This is a genomic window from Croceicoccus sp. Ery5 (genome assembly GCF_020985325.1).
In the GTDB taxonomy this organism is placed as follows: Bacteria; Pseudomonadota; Alphaproteobacteria; order Sphingomonadales; family Sphingomonadaceae; genus Croceicoccus.
The window spans coordinates 1,155,209-1,172,249 of sequence record NZ_CP087587.1 but is presented as its reverse complement, the minus strand read 5'-3'; the positions used below and the strand labels follow the sequence as shown (position 1 = coordinate 1,172,249).

12 protein-coding genes are annotated in these 17,041 nt (G+C 59.8%); 6 read left to right on the top strand and 6 right to left on the bottom strand.

The window, feature by feature from the left end:
• The first annotated feature begins 195 nt into the window (after window positions 1–195).
• The 3 genes from LOZ74_RS05535 (at window position 196) to LOZ74_RS05525 (ending at window position 6,369) form a co-directional block, all read left to right on the top strand.
• Window positions 196–4,440 carry an Eco57I restriction-modification methylase domain-containing protein gene (locus LOZ74_RS05535; RefSeq protein ID WP_230293233.1) on the top strand — a complete coding sequence of 1,415 codons (4,245 nt, stop codon included), beginning with the start codon at window positions 196–198 and terminating at the stop codon, window positions 4,438–4,440.
• 203 nt (window positions 4,441–4,643) lie between these two features.
• Window positions 4,644–5,387, top strand: a complete 744-nt coding sequence (locus tag LOZ74_RS05530; protein WP_054522875.1) for a DUF4145 domain-containing protein — start codon at window positions 4,644–4,646, stop codon at window positions 5,385–5,387.
• A 232-nt stretch (window positions 5,388–5,619) separates the two neighbouring features.
• Complete coding sequence (locus LOZ74_RS05525; RefSeq protein ID WP_230293232.1) at window positions 5,620–6,369, top strand: alpha/beta fold hydrolase; 750 nt, start codon at window positions 5,620–5,622, stop codon at window positions 6,367–6,369.
• Window positions 6,370–6,395: 26 nt separating this feature from the next.
• Here LOZ74_RS05525 and LOZ74_RS05520 read toward each other — a convergent pair.
• Window positions 6,396–7,522 (bottom strand): IS3 family transposase gene (locus tag LOZ74_RS05520; RefSeq protein WP_370638831.1). Its coding sequence is split into 2 segments (ribosomal slippage): window positions 6,396–7,282 and window positions 7,282–7,522, totalling 1,128 coding nucleotides; the frame shifts between segments, so codons are not numbered across the junction.
• A 231-nt stretch (window positions 7,523–7,753) separates the two neighbouring features.
• Between LOZ74_RS05520 and LOZ74_RS05515 the strand changes: the two genes are divergently transcribed.
• Window positions 7,754–8,248, top strand: coding sequence for a hotdog fold thioesterase (locus LOZ74_RS05515; protein ID WP_082379178.1), 495 nt, complete (start codon window positions 7,754–7,756; stop codon window positions 8,246–8,248).
• Here the strand turns inward: LOZ74_RS05515 and LOZ74_RS05510 are convergent.
• From LOZ74_RS05510 to LOZ74_RS05500, 3 genes are read right to left on the bottom strand one after another with little or no spacing between them, the layout of a single operon-like run.
• Window positions 8,178–9,638, bottom strand: a complete 1,461-nt coding sequence (locus LOZ74_RS05510) for an efflux transporter outer membrane subunit (RefSeq protein ID WP_064305672.1) — start codon at window positions 9,636–9,638, stop codon at window positions 8,178–8,180. The genes LOZ74_RS05515 and LOZ74_RS05510 overlap by 71 nt on opposite strands.
• A gap of 10 nt (window positions 9,639–9,648) precedes the next feature.
• The gene (locus LOZ74_RS05505) at window positions 9,649–11,220 is read right to left on the bottom strand and encodes an MDR family MFS transporter (RefSeq protein WP_218845311.1); all 1,572 of its coding nucleotides are present in this window, start codon (window positions 11,218–11,220) and stop codon (window positions 9,649–9,651) included.
• Complete coding sequence (locus tag LOZ74_RS05500; RefSeq protein ID WP_054522878.1) at window positions 11,217–12,344, bottom strand: HlyD family secretion protein; 1,128 nt, start codon at window positions 12,342–12,344, stop codon at window positions 11,217–11,219. The genes LOZ74_RS05505 and LOZ74_RS05500 overlap by 4 nt, the downstream gene beginning before the upstream one ends.
• Window positions 12,345–12,486: 142 nt before the next feature.
• Here LOZ74_RS05500 and LOZ74_RS05495 point away from each other — a divergent pair, with 142 nt between their 5' ends.
• Together LOZ74_RS05495 and LOZ74_RS05490 are read left to right on the top strand one after the other, a co-directional pair.
• Window positions 12,487–12,978, top strand: coding sequence for a MarR family winged helix-turn-helix transcriptional regulator (locus LOZ74_RS05495; protein WP_054523095.1), 492 nt, complete (start codon window positions 12,487–12,489; stop codon window positions 12,976–12,978).
• Between the two features lie 4 nt (window positions 12,979–12,982).
• The gene (locus tag LOZ74_RS05490; RefSeq protein WP_054522891.1) at window positions 12,983–14,569 is read left to right on the top strand and encodes an AarF/ABC1/UbiB kinase family protein; all 1,587 of its coding nucleotides are present in this window, start codon (window positions 12,983–12,985) and stop codon (window positions 14,567–14,569) included.
• Window positions 14,570–14,842: 273 nt separating this feature from the next.
• On the opposite strand, the gene LOZ74_RS05485 is transcribed toward LOZ74_RS05490, so the two are convergent.
• Both LOZ74_RS05485 and LOZ74_RS05480 read right to left on the bottom strand, forming a co-directional pair.
• A complete protein-coding gene (locus tag LOZ74_RS05485; protein ID WP_054522892.1) occupies window positions 14,843–16,024 on the bottom strand; it encodes a site-specific integrase in 1,182 nt (393 codons plus the stop codon).
• Window positions 16,021–17,013, bottom strand: coding sequence for a site-specific integrase (locus LOZ74_RS05480; RefSeq protein ID WP_054522880.1), 993 nt, complete (start codon window positions 17,011–17,013; stop codon window positions 16,021–16,023). The genes LOZ74_RS05485 and LOZ74_RS05480 overlap by 4 nt, the downstream gene beginning before the upstream one ends.
• Between the last annotated feature and the right edge of the window lie 28 nt (window positions 17,014–17,041).

The following is a 17,041-nucleotide window of genomic DNA, read 5'->3' as shown; positions in this document are numbered from 1 at the left end:
TGATCGCTAAACGGGTCACCTGGCTACGGTCCGCTTTCGGTCCAAGGCGTGGCATATCCCGCTCGGGCTCCTTTCCTCTGGGCTTCGAGGCAGACCTTGGGCGTGGGACGCGGTCGTTCATTGTGCATGACAATCACAGTTTGGGTGTAAGTCGATGTAAGTTCGGCTACTCCACTCAAGGTATGGAGGGTCTTAGTGTTCCAAGGCGCATTGTTCACTCGTGATTGGCTGAAGCAAGGGGTCACCGAATCCCCTGAGTGGCAGAATCTCGAAATTAGTGAAGTTGAGCAGCTCTACGAAAGCGCCCAGCATTTGCTGCATGAACATTCAGGCCACAAGAAGCCAACCGAAGCAGAAACCGAAGACCAACTTATTTATCCGCTGCTCGAATTGCTGGGCTGGCAACACAAATCCGTTCAACAGAACATGACGACAAAGGGACGCAAGGACGTTCCCGATGCCTTGCTTTTCGCCGATGGCGACGCCGCAGAAAAGGCGAAGACACTCGAGCCATGGCAACGCTTCCGTCATGGCGCTGCTCTTGTCGAAGCGAAGCGCTGGAACCGCCCGCTCGATCGCGAAGGGCAAGGCGACCAGGGTGTTCCGTCGACCCAAATCATGCATTATCTGCGCCGCGCTGCCGTCGTGGCAGATGGAAAGATGCCGTGGGGCATTCTGACTAACGGACGGCACTGGCGGCTCTACTACCAAAACGCTCTTTCTGTCGCTGAGGACTTCTTCGAAATTGACCTGGGCAAGGTCTTTGGTCTGCCCGGATGCGAACCGGATCTACTCGACGAACCGATCGATCCAGATTACGCATTCCGATTGTTCGTGCTGATTTTTGGTCGCGAAGCGTTTCGTCCGAGCGAGCAGGGCCGCAGCTTTCACCTGATCGCGATCGAGGATGCGCGCCGGTGGGAGGAAAGGGTCCGCAAGGATCTGGCAGATACGGTGTTCGAAACCGTCTTTCCCGAACTGATTACTGCCATCTCGTTGGCAGACCCGGATCGCCCCGAGACGCTCGATGATGGCTACGCCGAGCAGGTTCGCCAAGCGGCCATGTTCCTTCTCTATCGTCTATTGTTTGTGCTTTATGCCGAAGATCGGAATCTGCTCCCCGACGAGCGCGGTCCCTACGCGGACTATTGCCTGACCCGTCTTCGAGAGGAGATCAAGGAACGGCATGTGCAAAGGCAAGCACAGCTCGCCCGCAGCACTGCCTACTGGTCGCGCCTCGAGACAATTTTCGGCGCAATTTCCGAAGGCGACGATGATCTTGGCATTCCGCCCTACAACGGCGGCCTGTTCGCAGCGGAAGGCAATTCGCTACTCAGTCGCATCAAGCTGTCGGACGAGACGCTAGCCAAGGCTATATTACCGCTCTCACACCGCGAGGAAGAAGGGCGGCTTCGCTACATCAACTACCGCGACCTTTCGGTTCAGCAGCTCGGCTCGATCTATGAATCGATCCTCGAATACGGTGTCGAGATCGAGGAAACCGGGACCGTCCGACCGCGCTCGGACAACGAGGCACGGCACCGCTCGGGTTCGTATTACACACCAGAACCGCTCGTATCGCTGATCATCGAAAAAACGGTCGGCCCGGTCGTCGAAGAGAAGCGCGAGGCATTCGAAGCCGCTCTAGCAAGCGGCGCAAAGGGTGATGACCTTCGCGCACACGATCCGGCCATGGCACTGCTTTCGCTCCGCATCGTCGACCCCGCAATGGGAAGCGGGCATTTCCTCGTCAGCTTGGTCGATTGGCTTTCGGACAAGGTCTTGACCGCAGTCGGCGATGCCGAAAGCATGGCCGAGGGCGATTATACTTCTCCTCTCGTGAAGCTCATTGCCGAGTTGCGAGAGGGGATCGTCGCCAACGCGCGGGAGCATAACTGGCCGATCGTCGAAGACCAGCTGGATGACCGCCATATCGTGCGCCGCATGGTACTCAAGCGCTGCGTCCACGGGGTCGATCTCAACCCGATGGCCGTGGAGCTCGCCAAGGTCGCGCTCTGGTTGCACAGCTTCACCGTAGGTGCGCCGTTGTCGTTCCTCGACCATCATTTGCGGTGCGGTAACAGCGTGCTTGGCGCGTGGGTGCGCCCGACGATGGACTGGATGCAAGAACGCGGTGCCCTTATTTCCAACCGCCACCTCGCCCCGCTCGCCAACATCGTGCGCGAGATGGAAAAGATCGAAGGGCTGACCGACACCGACATTGCTCAGGTTGACCAGTCGAAAAGCCTCTTCACCACCGTCTCCGAAGCCAGCGCTCCGCTCGAAGCGATCCTCGATCTGGCAAAGGCGGATGATCTGATGGGCGTTCTGGAAACGAATGTCCGCCGACCCCGCGAACCGGCTGATGCCATTCGCAAGGATGGTGACAAACGCCTCGCCGACATGCGCAAGGCGCTGGCCGACAGCACCGACGAAGCAAAGGCGGAAAAGGCGCGGGTCGCGCTCGAAAAGGAATCTGCGAAGATTGACCGCGCGGTCGCCAAGGCGCGCGAAGCCGAACGCAAGTTCGACCGGGCTGAAGCGATGAAGCTGGTCCACGAAGGAACCTTCGGCGATCCCAGCCGGATCGCAAGCGGTGAAATCGAAGTGCTCGCAGCCGACGCGCGAACCGAGCTAAGCTTGGATGCACCAGAGCCGGTCCAAGGCAGTCTGATGCCGAGCCATAGGCCCGATGATCGCCGCCGCGCGCTGGCAGACAGCCTTGTTCGCGAGGCGCGCGCAATCGCGGCCGAACAGCGGTTCTTCCACTGGGAAGTGGCCTTCCCCGGCGTATGGCGCGACTTGTCTTCGTCCGGGCGTTCAGGCGGCTTCGACGCGGTCATCGGCAATCCGCCTTACGTCCGGCAGGAAGAAATCGCCCCGATCAAGCCGGCTCTGTCCAAAGCATTCGACACCTACACCGGCACTGCCGATCTCTACGTCTATTTCTACGAACAGGGGATCAAGCTGCTCAGGCCCGGCGGGCGAATGGGTTATGTTGTTACCAACAAGTGGTTGAAGGCTGGCTATGCGCAGAAGCTTCGGCGGATGTTCGCCGAGGATATGTGGGTCGAATTTCTGGCCGATTTCGGCCACGCGCGCCATTTGTTCCCGGACGCCGACGTCTTTCCATGCGTCATTGCAGTGCAGAAGCCCGATGCAGACGCTGTGCCCGAGCAATACGATCTTGCCGTTATACCGCGCGACGATGTTCCGCGTGAGGGTCTGGCGGCAGCAGTTCAGGCTGCTACCTATCGCGCCGAGCGCGCCGACCTGACCGAAGAGGCATGGGTGCTGGAGCCGCCAGACGTCGCCGCACTGCTTAAGAAGATCCGTGCGCGTGGCGTACCGCTTGAGGAATATGCCGGGGCTAGCCCGTTGTATGGGATCAAGACGGGTTTCAACGAGGCGTTTCTGATCGACACCGCTACTCGCGATCAGCTTGTCAGCGACGACCCCAATGCTGCCGATATCATCAAGCCCTACCTGCGAGGTCAGGACATCGGCCGCTGGCTGCCTGAATGGGCAGGGCTTTGGATGATCGTCATGAAGTCCAGCAGCGATCATGCTTGGCCCTGGGCAGGTGCAGCGACCGAGGCCGAAGCTGAAGCGATCTTCGCGGAGTCCTACCCGTCGATCCACCGGCGGTTCAAAGGTCTTGAGAGCTTCAGGAGAGATGGAAAGCTGAAAGGCCTCCGGCACCGTGAAGATCAAGGACGCTTTTGGTGGGAACTGCGCCCTTGCGCCTACTATGATGCATTCGAGAAGCCCAAGATCATTTATCAGGTAATCCAGTATTACCCGCAGTATGCGGTCGACCGATCAGGTGCCCTCAGCAATGATAAGACGTTCTTCTTTTCCTTGGAAAGTCCAGTCACGATCGGGACGCTCAACTCGCCGCTTCTGTGGTGGTTCAACTGGCGTCATCTGCCTCACATGAAGGATGAGGCCCTCTCCCCAATGGCCTACCGAATGGAGAGGGTCCCGATTTGCGAACCGTTGGAAGAAGACCGATTGGCATTTGTAGACGCCACCAATGGTTGTATCGATTTGACCGCCCACATTCGCGAGGCGGATGAGGCTATTTGTGACTGGCTGAGCACAGAGACGGGTGTTCGCTCAATTCCAATGTTACTCAGAGAGGCAAGCAAGCTCGACAGCGACGGCTTTGTCTCAGCGGTCCGCGCCGCCCTGCCTAAACGTGAAGGCTTGACCCCGACCCAACTCCGTCAGCTGCGCGAAGCGTTTGCCGAAACCGCCGAGCCCGCTCGGCAGGCACGGATCGAATTGCTGGCCCATGAGCGCAGCCTCGCTGCCATGGTCGAGCGCGCCTATGGCCTGACCGACGAGGAAGTTGCTCTCATGTGGCGCACGGCCCCGCCCCGCATGCCGCTGGCCCCTCCACCCGGGTTAGATCTAAGCGATGACACTGGTGACTGAACTACTCTAGGTTTTTGCTGTCACTGCTAAAGTCCGCAACCGGCGCACTTCCTGACCTTTCCGCAACCGAACTCCATTGGCTGACTGTGGGCCGGAAGCAGAATGGCGGCTCTAGAGCGGCCAAACCCAAAAAGCGGACTTAGGATGCGCCGACTTACACGCACACTGTTGGAAAAGTTCGTCAGTGCTCGCTATCGGGCTCTATGGCCACGACACCAACAGCAACAAACGCAACGAAGAAGGGGCACTGTCCCACCTGCGATGGCGAGCGCACCTGCGAAATCCACGGCTCGATCTACAAGGCTTGGGACTGGGAGGACAAGCAATATGGCCATTCGGTCAACGGCGGTGTCGACCACTCTCTGCTCGAATGTCAAGGGTGCGAGACGGTCTTCTACGAAACTTCCAGCTGGAACAGCGAAGACACCGATCACTACTACGATGCGGCGGGGCAGGAGCAGTATGAGCATCCGAGGGAGATACAAACTTATCCGAAGCCAGAGGCCAAGACGAAGCCGGTATGGTTCGACGCCATGCAAAAGGCTGACCCCCAGCTGCGCAATATCCTGAGCCAGATGTACGTAGCGCACGACAACCAGGCACACATCCTCACGGCGATAGGACTCAGAACGGCACTGGACCGTGCAACCGAAGTCATCGGCATCGACCCGGCCAAGACATTTGATGAGAAACTGAACGAGCTGCGCAACGGAGGGTGGATCGGGCAAACTGAGCGGGACATCCTCGGCGTTGTTACGGATGCGGGTAATGCGGCTGCGCATCGCGGCTGGGAGCCCGACAGTCAGGAGGTTTCCGAACTGCTCTCATCGCTAGAGGTGTTCCTCCATCGCGCTTTTATCGTCGGCCAGAAGGCATTAGGCATCAAGAAAAGTATTCCCGCAAAACCCGAGCGGCTGCTCGCCGTTGGGAAGAAGACTACTCCCTGACCACAATTGGGGCCGGAAGCGGAAAGGCAGCTTTTATATCTTTGAGCGGATTAAGCGGACAGCGACTGCTGACCGAATCGCAAGCCGGTGCATTAGAGAATGGTCTGGAGAAACCCCTCTTGGAATAGACTTTTGCCGTCGTTAAAACGCACTTGCAGGACAGCCAACACGGAGCCGAGAGCCACAAAGTAAATCGGTTTACTATTTAGCGCGCCTTTCCTACCATCCAGTGATGGCGAGAGAAACCTTTACGATTGAGGGCGCAGGCGCAATTTCTCTTACAGCCGAGGCTGAGGGGGATGCCTACGCCATACCCGTCCTTCTTGCGCACGGCGGCGGGCAGACACGGCGCGCGTGGAGAAGGGTGGTCAGCGAGCTGGCTCAAGCCGGCTTTCGCGCAATCGCCTTCGACATGCGCGGTCACGGAGACAGCGATTGGTCGCCATGCGGAGCTTATGAAATGCGCGACTTCGCGGCGGATCTGGTCGCTGCAGCGTCGCGCCTGGACCAGAAGCCAGCGCTGGTCGGCGCTTCACTGGGCGGGCTCGCCGGACTGATTGCCGCAGGGGAGCTTGCTCCAGGTAGCTTTGCTTCACTCACATTGGTCGACATTGCCCCGCGCATGGAGCCTAGCGGTGTGATGCGCGTGGTTGGTTTCATGGAAGAGCATGTCGATAGCGGCTTCGCCTCACCAGAGGAGGCGGCCGACGTGATCGCTCGCTACATGCCGCATCGTCCCAGGCGGGGCGCGAGCGATGGTCTGAAAAACTATCTGAGGCAGAAGCCGGATGGGCGCTTCTATTGGCACTGGGACCCTGTGTTTATCCGTAATATAATGTCAGCCAGACAAGGCGACCCAGACAGCCAAGAACGTCAATCGGCAATGCTGAGCCAAGCTGCGGCGAATCTCACGCTTCCGCTTCACCTCATCCGAGGCGGCTCTAGCGATCTTGTTTCCGAAGAGGCCGTTTTGGACTTGTAACGGTTTTGTGCCGGTCACCTATTTCACTATGCCACCTTGGCTTCGAACGCGAGCGGGCTGATGCCGCCCAGATATGAATGGCGTCTACGGGTGTTGTAGAACCCGTTGATGTATTGGAAGATCGCGGCTTCAGCCTGGCGCCGCGTTGGCCAGTTCTGCCGCCAGATCAGCTCTGCCTTCAGCGATTTGAAGAATGTCTCGACAGCGGAATTGTCGTAGCAGTTTCCTTTGTCGCTCATCGATGGTCGCAAGCCATAGGCCTGCAGTTTCTTCTGATAATCATACGAGCAATATTGGCTGCCGCGATCGGAATGGAAAAAGCAGCCTAGCGGCGGATTGCGCAGCCGCACCGCCATGTCCAGCGCCCGGATCGCCAGATCCTTCTTCATCCGATCACTGACCGCCCAGCCCACAACGCGGCGGCTGTGCAGATCGAGGATGACGGCAAGGTAGAGCCAGCCTTCCTGCGTCCACACATAGGTAATGTCGCCAGCCCATTTACGGTTGGGTTTATCGGCGACGAAGTCGCCATCAAGCCAGTTCGCGGCGACACCCAGGCGATGATGGCTGTCGGTCGTGACCTTGTGCTTGCGGGTACGAACCGGCTTGATGGCGTTGATCCGCATCAACCGTCCTACCCGGCGCTCGCCGACATCGAGGCCGGCCTCCTTCAATTCCATTGTCATCCGGGGGCGGCCATAGCTGCCCAAGCTCAGGCTGTACTGCTCGCGGATATGCGCCAGCACCTTCATATCCGTTCGTTCCCGCCGGCTGATCGGACGCGAGCGCCAAGACCGATAGCCGCGCTCGCTGATCTGCAGGACACGGCACATCAATTCCACTGGCCAACGGTGCCGCCAGCTGTGCACGAAAGCGAACCTCACGGCTTTTGGCTCGCGAAGAACTGCGTGGCCTTTTTTAGCACTTCCCTCTCCTCCCGCAGCACGCGGTTCTCCAGGCGAAGCCGTTCATTCTCCCGCGCCAGATCAGCCTGCGGCGCGGCCACCAATTCTCCCGGCCGATATCGTGCAATCCATTTGCCGAGCGTCGATTTGCCGATCCCTAAATCCGCTGCGACCCGTTCGCGCGACAACCCGCTGGTCAGCGCAATCCGCACCGCCTCCTGCTTGAACTCTTCTGAATGCTTCATCATCTCGACGGTCTCCTCTTGCGAGCTTAAATCGCTCAGGTGACCGGCGCAAAACCGTTACAAGTCCATTTTGCATCTGCGACAACTCGTCCCCCATGCAGAATACACCGATATTGCCGATGCCACGCACATGGTCGTGGGCGATGCGAACGATGCCTTTTCCGCCGCTATCGTCGATTTCCTAGGGCGCCATCACTCTCGCGATACGGCTCAGCCACAGGGGACGAGGGAGCTATGATCGATCGAGAGCGCTTGCAGGAAATGCTGCATATAGCGCCGTTTCACCGATGGCTTGGGCTGGAGATTGCAACATGCTCCGACCAGGGAATCGCGATCACCATGCCATGGCGCGAAGAGATCGTGTCGAACCCTATGATTGGGTCGGCGCATGGAGGGATCCTGGCTTCACTGGTCGACCTCACCGGGCTTTATACTCTGCTTGCGGCGGGCGTCGCGGCGAGAGCGACGGCCGATCTGCATGTCAATTACCACCGTTCTGCAACCTCAGGACCTCTCACTGCTCACGGACAGATCGTGAAGCTCGGGCGACAGATTTCGGTGGCGGAAACCCGGGTTCTCGAGCCCGACGGCAAGTTGGTCGCCAGCGGCAGGGGCGCCTACTTCTCGTCAACCGGATCAATTGATCAGCGCGGCGGGACTATTGATCTCGAACAGGCTCTTGCCACCCAAGGCCCAGCGACTTCTGCAGCGCAATCCACGCCAGCGTAAGGGCGCCTTTTGCCCGGACGAGGTCTGCTGAGGCCTGCTGCTGTTCTCGCAGGGCCCGGTTGAGGTCAGCCTTCGAGATCGCTCCTGCAGCAAAACGTTGGCGGTTCAGGTCCGCCGCGACGTCAGCCTGCTTCTTGATTTGCATACTGGCAGCGAGCGCAACACGCTGCTGGCCGAAGCGAGCCAAGGCACGTTCGGCGTCTTGCAGTGCCAGAAGCACCGTCTGCTGGTAATTGGCGACTGCTTCGTTGCGCGCCGCCCCGGTTTGGTCGATCGCAGCGTCTACCCTGCCGAAATCCAGAAAATTCCACTGGAGGCGCGGGATCGCGAGTGCGGAGAATTCGCCGACATCGACAACGTCGTCCAACGAGGATCCGCCGAGGCCCAGGATCCCTGTGAAGGACAATTTCGGGAACCGCGCCGCCTCGGCCACCCCGATCCGCGCCGTCGACGCGGCAAGAGACCGTTCGGCCGCCCTTATGTCAGGCCGACGCGCCACCAGGCTTGCCGGATCGCCAATCGCGACCTGCTCTGGCGGCATGGGAATGGAGCGCACAGTCGTGAGCGCTGCATCAGCTGATCCCGGCACCTGTCCGGTCAGTATAGCGAGCGCATCAGACAGGACTGCGATATCCGCTTCAGCTTCGGCAAGTTGTGACTTGAGCACCTCCAGTTCGGCATTCGCGGTGCCTACCGGGAAAAGCGGCAATGCACCGCGCTGATAGCGTTGGTATGTCAGCGCCAGGATCTCTTCCTGCAACGAAATCTGCGCCTCAAATTGCTCTGCGCGGAATTGGGCCTCCCGCAAATTGACGTAGGTGCTGGCCACTTGGGCAGTCAACTGGACCTTAGCGTCCTCTGCATTGGCCACCGTTGCAGCAGCTTGGGCATTGCTGGCCTCAATGCGCCTGCGCGAGCCACCGGCAAACTCCAGCTCCCAGTTGGCGTTAAGGCCCACATTGTAAAAGCTGAGCGAGTCATCGGTTTCTGCGTCGGAATTGGTTTGCTCTGACGGGGGGGGCGCCCCGCCTTGAAGGTCGAGACCAGGAAGCCGGCCCTGCACGGTGGTGGCCTGTGCCCCAAGCGATGGCATTCGACCCGCACGGTCTTGCCTGATGGATGCCCGTGCCTGAGCAATGCGCGCCTGCGCTGCGGCGAGCGAGGGATTGCCGGACAGCGCAGCCTCCACCAGCCGCGTCAACTCGGGATCGCCGAGCAGCAGCCACCATCGAGCGACAACCGGATCAGATGCGCTCACATCACTGCCAGCGCGCACAAAGCGAGTGCCCGTGTCTGCTGACATAACTTCCGGGGGGCCTGCATAATCGGGCCCTGCCGTGCATCCAGCTAGCAAGGCGATAGTGACAAGCGGAGGTAGCAAGTGGCGCATCGTGTAGGGCTCAGTGCATCGAAAGGGAGACATTTTTTGGAAGCGGCCTCAGGAAGAGGACCAGCGGAACCGTCGCGAGGGTCAGAATCCCCATAACCAGGAACACATCATTGTAGGTCATTATGAACGCCTCGCGTTGGAGGGTGCGGCTCAGGACGGCCATCGCCCCCTCCATGCCGCCGAAGTTTCGCGCCAGCCCTTCGAGATAGGCCTGTAGCGAAACGCTGTTCGCATTCAGGGTCTCTTCCATCCGCCGGCTATGATGCCAGATCCGCTGGTCCTGGAACGATGCCAGAGCCGAAAGAGCGAAAGAGCCACCGAGATTGCGGGCCGCGTTGAAAATGCCCGAGGCATCGCCCGCGTCTTCCTTGGCCACCGACGCAACCGTTGCCTGATTCAGGAACATCATCGCAAGTATCGTTCCGGCCCCGCGGATAAGCTGACTTTCAGTGAAGACTGCGCCGCCGGATTCCGCGGTCAGACTCGTGCTGACAAAGCAGCTGATCGCCATCAGCAGCATTCCGGTGCCGACGGCAATGCGGATGTCCACCTTGCGGATCATCAGGGGCAGAACCGGCATCAGGAGAAAGGCCGGGACACCCATCCAGAAGATGACCAGTCCCGTCTGAAAAGCATTATAGTCAGAGATGATCGCGAGGAACTGGGGGATAACGTAGGTTGAACCATACATCACCATGCCCAGGGCGAGAGCCATGATCGCGACGCTGGCGAACTGTCGATTGAACAGGAGCTGCAACTTCAAGACCGGCTTGCGTGCTTTCACTTGTCCGTAAATCAAACAGGCAAAGCCGATAATGGTCACCACCGTTAGCCAGCGAATGAGTGAGGACTCGAACCATTCTTCACGGTGCCCTTCCTCGAGTACAACAGTCAGACCGCCCAGTCCGAGGATCAGCCCGAGAATGCCAGCCCAATCGGCGTCCGTGAGATATTCCCACTTGGGCTTCTCGTGAGGCAGCCCGATAAACAGCAGGAGCAGCAGGATTGCGCAGACTGGCACATTGACGAAAAAGGCATAGTGCCAGCTCAGGTTCTCGGTCAGCCAGCCGCCGATCAATGGCCCCATCACGGGGCCAAGAACCACAGTCATGCCGAACAGGGCCATTCCGATGGGCTGTTGGTGCGGCGGCAATCGTTTAGCCACAATAGTCATTGCGGTCGGAATGAGGACTCCGCCCATGAAGCCCTGGCCCGTTCGGCCGATGATCATGGTCGTAAGGTCGGTGGCTACACCGCATAGCACCGAAAATGCGGTGAACGCGCTGACAGCGATGATGAGGAGGGTTCGCAGACCGAACAGCCGTTCCAGCCAAGCGCTCAGCGGAATGACGACGATTTCAGCAACGAGAAATGACGTAGCAATCCAGGTGCCTTCGGCGCCTGTGGCACCGATCTCGCCCTGAATGACGGGGAGTGCGGAATTGACGATTGATATGTCCAGCGTCGCGAGCATGGCGCCGAGCGCGCCCGCGGCCACAGCGACCCAGGCAGTCACGTCTGCGTTCTTTCGGCTCCCGGCCGGCCCGATCGAAGTGTCCTGCGCTGCCAGTATCTCGGTCATTGAGTCCGACTCGAGATCTCTTCCAATTCGCCGGCAGCATTCCGGGTGTCGACCGTAGCCACTACCGACATGCCGGGAACGAGCAGACGCCGCACTTCAGGGGGAGCATCGATAGCGATGCGGACGGGTATCCGTTGAACGATCTTGGTAAAGTTGCCGGTGGCATTTTCGGGGGGGAGGATGGAAAATTCCGCGCCCGTTCCCGGCGATATGCTGACCACTCGTCCCGCGATCTCAAGGCCTGGCAGGGCGTCAACTTCGAGCCTGACGCTCTGGCCGGCCCGGATGAGGCCGACCTGCGTTTCTTTGAAGTTCGCGGTCACGTAGATCGCGCTCACCGGAACCACCGTCATCAAACGTTGACCCGGTTGCACGAACTGGCCCACCCTCACCGAGAGATCGCCGACGCGGCCGGCCTTGCTGGCGCGCAGCAAGGTCGATTCAACCGTAAGGTCGGCTGTTTCCAGCTGAGCGCGGGCAGCGTCCGCCTGCGCCTGGGTCTGGCTGATCTGCTCGAACAGGGTCCCCCGGCGAGCGGTCGCGGCAGCCACCGCCGCCTGCGCAGCGGCGAGTTCGGCCCGCGCCTGCCGCGCCTGCGCCTCATACTGGTCTAGCTTTTCCCGCGGTTCGGCTCCTGTCGCGGCAAGGGGCCGATATCGCGCCACCTGGTCGTTCGCGAGGTCCAGTGCTGCGCGCGCGGCGGCGAGTTGGGCCCGCGCCTGGCGAATGGCTGCATCCTGTTCGGCTACCTGAGAACGGATTGTGTCGGCACCGGCCAGGGTCGCAGCGATCTGCGCGCGCGCCTGTTGCGCTTGCGCCTGATAATCCCGCAAATCCAGTTGTACGAGGGCTCCGCCGCGAGCAACCTGCTCGTTCTCCCCCACGAAGACCTCTTCGACGTATCCCGCTACCTTGGAAGAGATAACGACGCTGTCGGCAGCGACATAGGCGTTATCGGTCGACTGCATGTACTGTCCGTAGGTTACGTGCCGGTAGTACCACCAGATCCCGCCAAGCAGCACGGCAAGACCAACGATGATTAGCACGATGCGCAAGCCACGCCGCGATTGCGGTTTCGTTGGGGTTGTGCCCTCCTGCTCCGGTTGGTTGGAGTTATCGGTCATCTGACTCTTTCGGCAGCCTCAGTAATTCGGCAGCCTCAGTAAAAGGTGAACGCGTCTCGCGCCCTATGAGCCGTGAGTCAAATAGTAAAGGCATTTAGCAGTTTGCATTTGGGCATCCGAGGCTATCCGACTACACAGCGCTATGGATGAAAAACCAGATACCATGTCACGGTCTCAGCGTCGGCAGAAGGTCATCACCGATAATGACCGCATTCTCTATCTTATGGACGAGATCAGTCGCGGCGCGCGCAGAGTGTACGATGCGAGGGTCGCCAGGATCGGTCTCAATCAGACACAGTGGAGGATCATCGGACAACTTCTTCGCGATCCTGCCCTTACGCAGGCTGAAATCGCCAAGAAACTGGAACTGGAATCGGCGACCATCGGCCAGGCGGTTGCAGGTCTTTGCGCACGCGGGCTGATGAAAAGGCTTCGAGCTGAGACGGATCGGCGAGCGTGGCAGCTCATCCTCACGGAGCAGCTTGACGATCTGCTGCCCGAACTGAGAGGCTCCGCGGATAGGCTTCATGATCTGCTTTGGCGCGACATTGCCGCCGACGAGAAGCGAACGCTGCAGCAGATTCTTGAAAGGGTATCGGAAAATCTGGACCAACACCGTGCCGAGGCTGAATAAAATCATGGCATCGCCCCCGGAAAAGCCTATCGGCAGCATCGCTCGCGCCGCGGAGATTGGCCGAATCCTAATGAGGCACGGAGCGAAGAATCTCGCCGGAGCCCTCGGGTTTATTCCCTCTTCGAACAATGTCATCGACCCTCGCGAATTTCGCCCGGCCGCAGTTGTCGCGTTCCTCCGTGACATCGGGCCAGTCGGCATAAAACTGGGGCAGCTCCTCGCCACCCGAAGCGATCTGTTCACCGAACACTGGATCACGGCATTCTCAACCCTGCACGATCAGGTGTCGCCAGTGCGCTTCGCAGATATCGAGCCCGTACTTGCTTCAAGCTGGGGTGAGGACTGGCGGAACGACTTTGCGCAGTTCGACGAAAAGCCTTTGGCGTCCGCCTCGATTGCACAGACCTATTCCGCCGAGCTAAGGGACGGTAGCAAGGTCATCGTGAAGGTTCGACGCCCGGGCACCGCCGCGCGGATGGAAGCCGATGTGCGTCTGCTTGTGCGTCTTGCCGAGATCGCAGAAGCACGCTCTCCTGACATCGCGCGTTACCGGCCAGTCGAGTTTCTGCGGACCTTCGGCCGCAATCTTGCCTGGGAGATGGACCTCGCTGCGGAATCCCGAGCCTGCGAGCGGATCGGCGCATATCTCGATACCATCGGCGTCAGGACCCCGGCCATCCATTGGGAACTGACCGGGCTGCGGGTGAACGTTCAGGAACGCCTGTACGGCAGGCCCGCGTCTTCGCTGGGCAGCCCATCGGGCGACCCGCGGGTGGCGGCTTTCGCTAAAAGCTATGCCAACGCTGTCCTGCGGATGATCATCCTGAACGGCGAATTTCACGGCGACCCCCATCCGGGTAACGTCTTCCTGATCGGCGAGCAGGATGTCGGCTTCATCGACTTCGGATCAGTCGGGACGCTCACCAAGGCCAGGCGCGACGAGATCGTCCGCCTCGTGCTTGCGATTGCTGGTGAGAAAACCAGCGATGTCGCGAATGTCCTGCTCGCATGGGCGGGGGAGCCGAAGGTGGATCGCGATGCGCTCGCGGTGGATCTGGATCAGTTGATCGGAGAGTTCAGGGGAACCGTGCTATCTGGCATCGAGTTCTCGCAGATTTTTTCCCGCGTTTTCGACCTGTTGCGGGATTATCGACTGGTTCTGCCACCTGATCTGGCCATTCTTCTGCGTACCTTGCTTACGGCAGAGGGTGTCGTCCGATCACTGGCACCCGACTATAACATTGCCGAGGACACCCGGCCGATCATGACGGAGCTTTTCGCCGAGCGGTTCTCGCTCGCTAGCGCTCGGTCGGGTTTGAAGAAACTTCGCGGTCAGCTGCTGGGGTTGTCGGCGTCCTTGCCCGACATACTTGCCACTGCGAACTCGATCGCAAAGTCAGGATATGTGCCGGTTCAGCTCGATCCGCTCAGTATCGAGCAACTCGCAGGACTTCGCAATGAGCGTCAGTCCTTGAAAGGCCCTCTAGCTGCCGCATTGATCGTGGCTAGCGCATTGCTTGTCGATCAATCCTGGCTTCTGGCTGGCGGCGCGCTTGTGATTGCTGGGGTGGTGCTCATCCGAAAATCATAATGAAGGAGCAACTTAATTCGTGCACGGTCACGTTACGGCAAAGCCGAACTTAATGAGGATTTCATACGCCGCACTTCAGCGACCAAGACGCATCGCGAAAAAAATTTTTCGACCTATTGCGATTGAAGGCTTATTTTCCTCAATCAGACGAAACTATGGAACGGCAGCTTTCAGGCTTGTCCTCGCCTGACTTTATGGCCGCTATTAGGGCGCATTGCTGCCAAGCGAATTAGACCCCACGACATTGAATTCGAATCTCTGGAGCGCGAAATCTCACTGACGCCAGGGGGCTTCGGATAGCGCCAGTCTGCACGCGATTTCATCACCAATTTCGGTCGCAGCCTCAAGGAGGGAGGTATCATCCAAGTGTGCATACCGAGCTGTTGTCGAAACCTGCCTGTGGCCAAGGAGGCTTCCAATCATCGGCAAAGTCTCGGATGATCGCGCTGCCAGGCTGGCATAGTTGTGCCTCAGATCGTGGAGCCTGACGTCATCCAGACCGGCATCACGCCGAAGCTTGCGCCAGAACCAGTCGATCGCTGAAACCGACTGCCCCTTGAACGGAAACACTAGCTCATCCTTCTTCCCACGCGGCAATCCATCGAGCACCGCCCTCGCCTCCTGGCCAAGCCAGACGATGCGCGGACCTGTCTTGGAATCGGTCAGTTTGAGCTTCCGCCCCTGAACCTCGCCCCAGGTGAGGTTGAGGATTTCGCCGCGTCGGCATCCCGTCAACGTGAGCAGTGTGACTACCGCCGCCTCGACGGGCTGGTCAGCGCGTCGGTCGACAAGGGCTTTCCCGAGCCGCGCCATCTCGGCGTCGCTCAGAAACCGTTCGATCTTGCGCCCCCTGTTCTTCTTCACGCCTCGAAAGGGGTTTGAATGCTCCGGAATATAGCCCCAGGCCTCGGCCTTGGCGAACATGGCTTTCAGAATTTCCATGGCGCGGTTTGCCGCGCCCGGCCCTGCCGAGCGCGTTACCTCCGCGTGCCAGCGCACCGCATCGGCATGATCGATCTCGTCGATGAACTTGCCCGCAAACGCATGGTCGAGATGGGTGCGGCGGTAGATGTCCTGGATCTCGCGCGTGGACTTCTTCCAGGTCGGTGCCGCCACATCCCAATACGACTGAAGGAACGCCGCATAGGTCGGCGTCTTCGTGCCGCGCTTCTTCTTGTCTGCCGGGTTCTGCCCGAGCTCGATCCGGAGGATCAGCCGGCGGGCAACATCCTTCGCGATGCGCTCGGTAAGGATGGCGGCATCGCCGATCGTTATCAACCGCTGCTTGCCACCGATGGTCCGCTGGAGGACGTAGCTCTTGCGTCCTGAGCGGTGGATGCGCTCGCCAAAGCCCGGAAGCACGTAGTCAAACCTCGTCCGGCGCTTCCCAGCCTCTCCCGGAACAACGCGCGCGAGTTCCTCGGCCAGGATATGCTTCAGATCGTATCCGGTCACGCCGCGATGCCCAGCGCACCGGCGAGGCTCGAACAAATCCGGTCGGCGCTCTCCGAGATGATGTCGTCTGCAAGATGCGCATAGCGCGCGGTCGTCTCGGGAAGCGCGTGCCCCAACAGCTTGCCGATGGTCGCGAGTGGAATGCCCTTGGCAATGGCCGCTGAGGCAAAGCTGTGGCGAAGATCGTGGAGCCGGACATCGGGAAGAGCGGCCTTGCGCCTGATCCTGATCCAGTGTTCTCCAAGATTGATTGGTCCCTCCCGATGCAACGCCGGAAAGACAAGCTGGTCGTCGGCCCGGCGGTCGAGGCCACTCAGAATTTCGATCGCTTGCGGGTTGAGATAAATGGTCTTCGGGCCGGTCTTGCTGTCGGGTAGCGCAAGTCGAGGAATCTGGACGTAGCGCCAGCGCAAGGTCGCAATCTCCGAAGCACGTGCACCCGTGTAAACGAGCAAGAGAAGCGCGGGGATCACGAACGGGTTCGCAAACTCGTGATTGGCCAACGCGCGCCCGAGCCTGCGGTATTCGTCGGCGGAAAGGTAGCGCTCCGGGAGCTCGCGCTTGAAGCGGGACACACCGCGACACGGGTTGGAGCATTTGGCGCGATACCCGAGCTTTTCCGCATACTGCATCATGACAGACATGATCGGGATGGTGCGATTGAAGCTCCCTTCCCTCTTTGTCATGGTGTCGCGCCAGCGGTTGATGTCTGACCGTGCGATCATGTCGACCGGAAGTTCGCCGAAATGCGGAATGAGCAGCTGATCGATGCGCGAGCGCGAGCTCGTCCTGGTCGACGGCTTCCAGTGCGGCGAATAGTCGGTCCAGAATTCCTCGGCGAAGTCGACAAAGAGCGGGACCTTTTTCTGCTCGGGCGCAGACGGCAGGTCGGCAAGCGTAGCCCTGATGAGCAATCTGCGCGCGGCAGCGCGCGCGGCGGGAGCGCCCAGCGCACCTGCCGCCACTCCCGCGCGTCCCAGCGTCACCATCCTCTGCACGCCTCGGGGCCTGTACTTC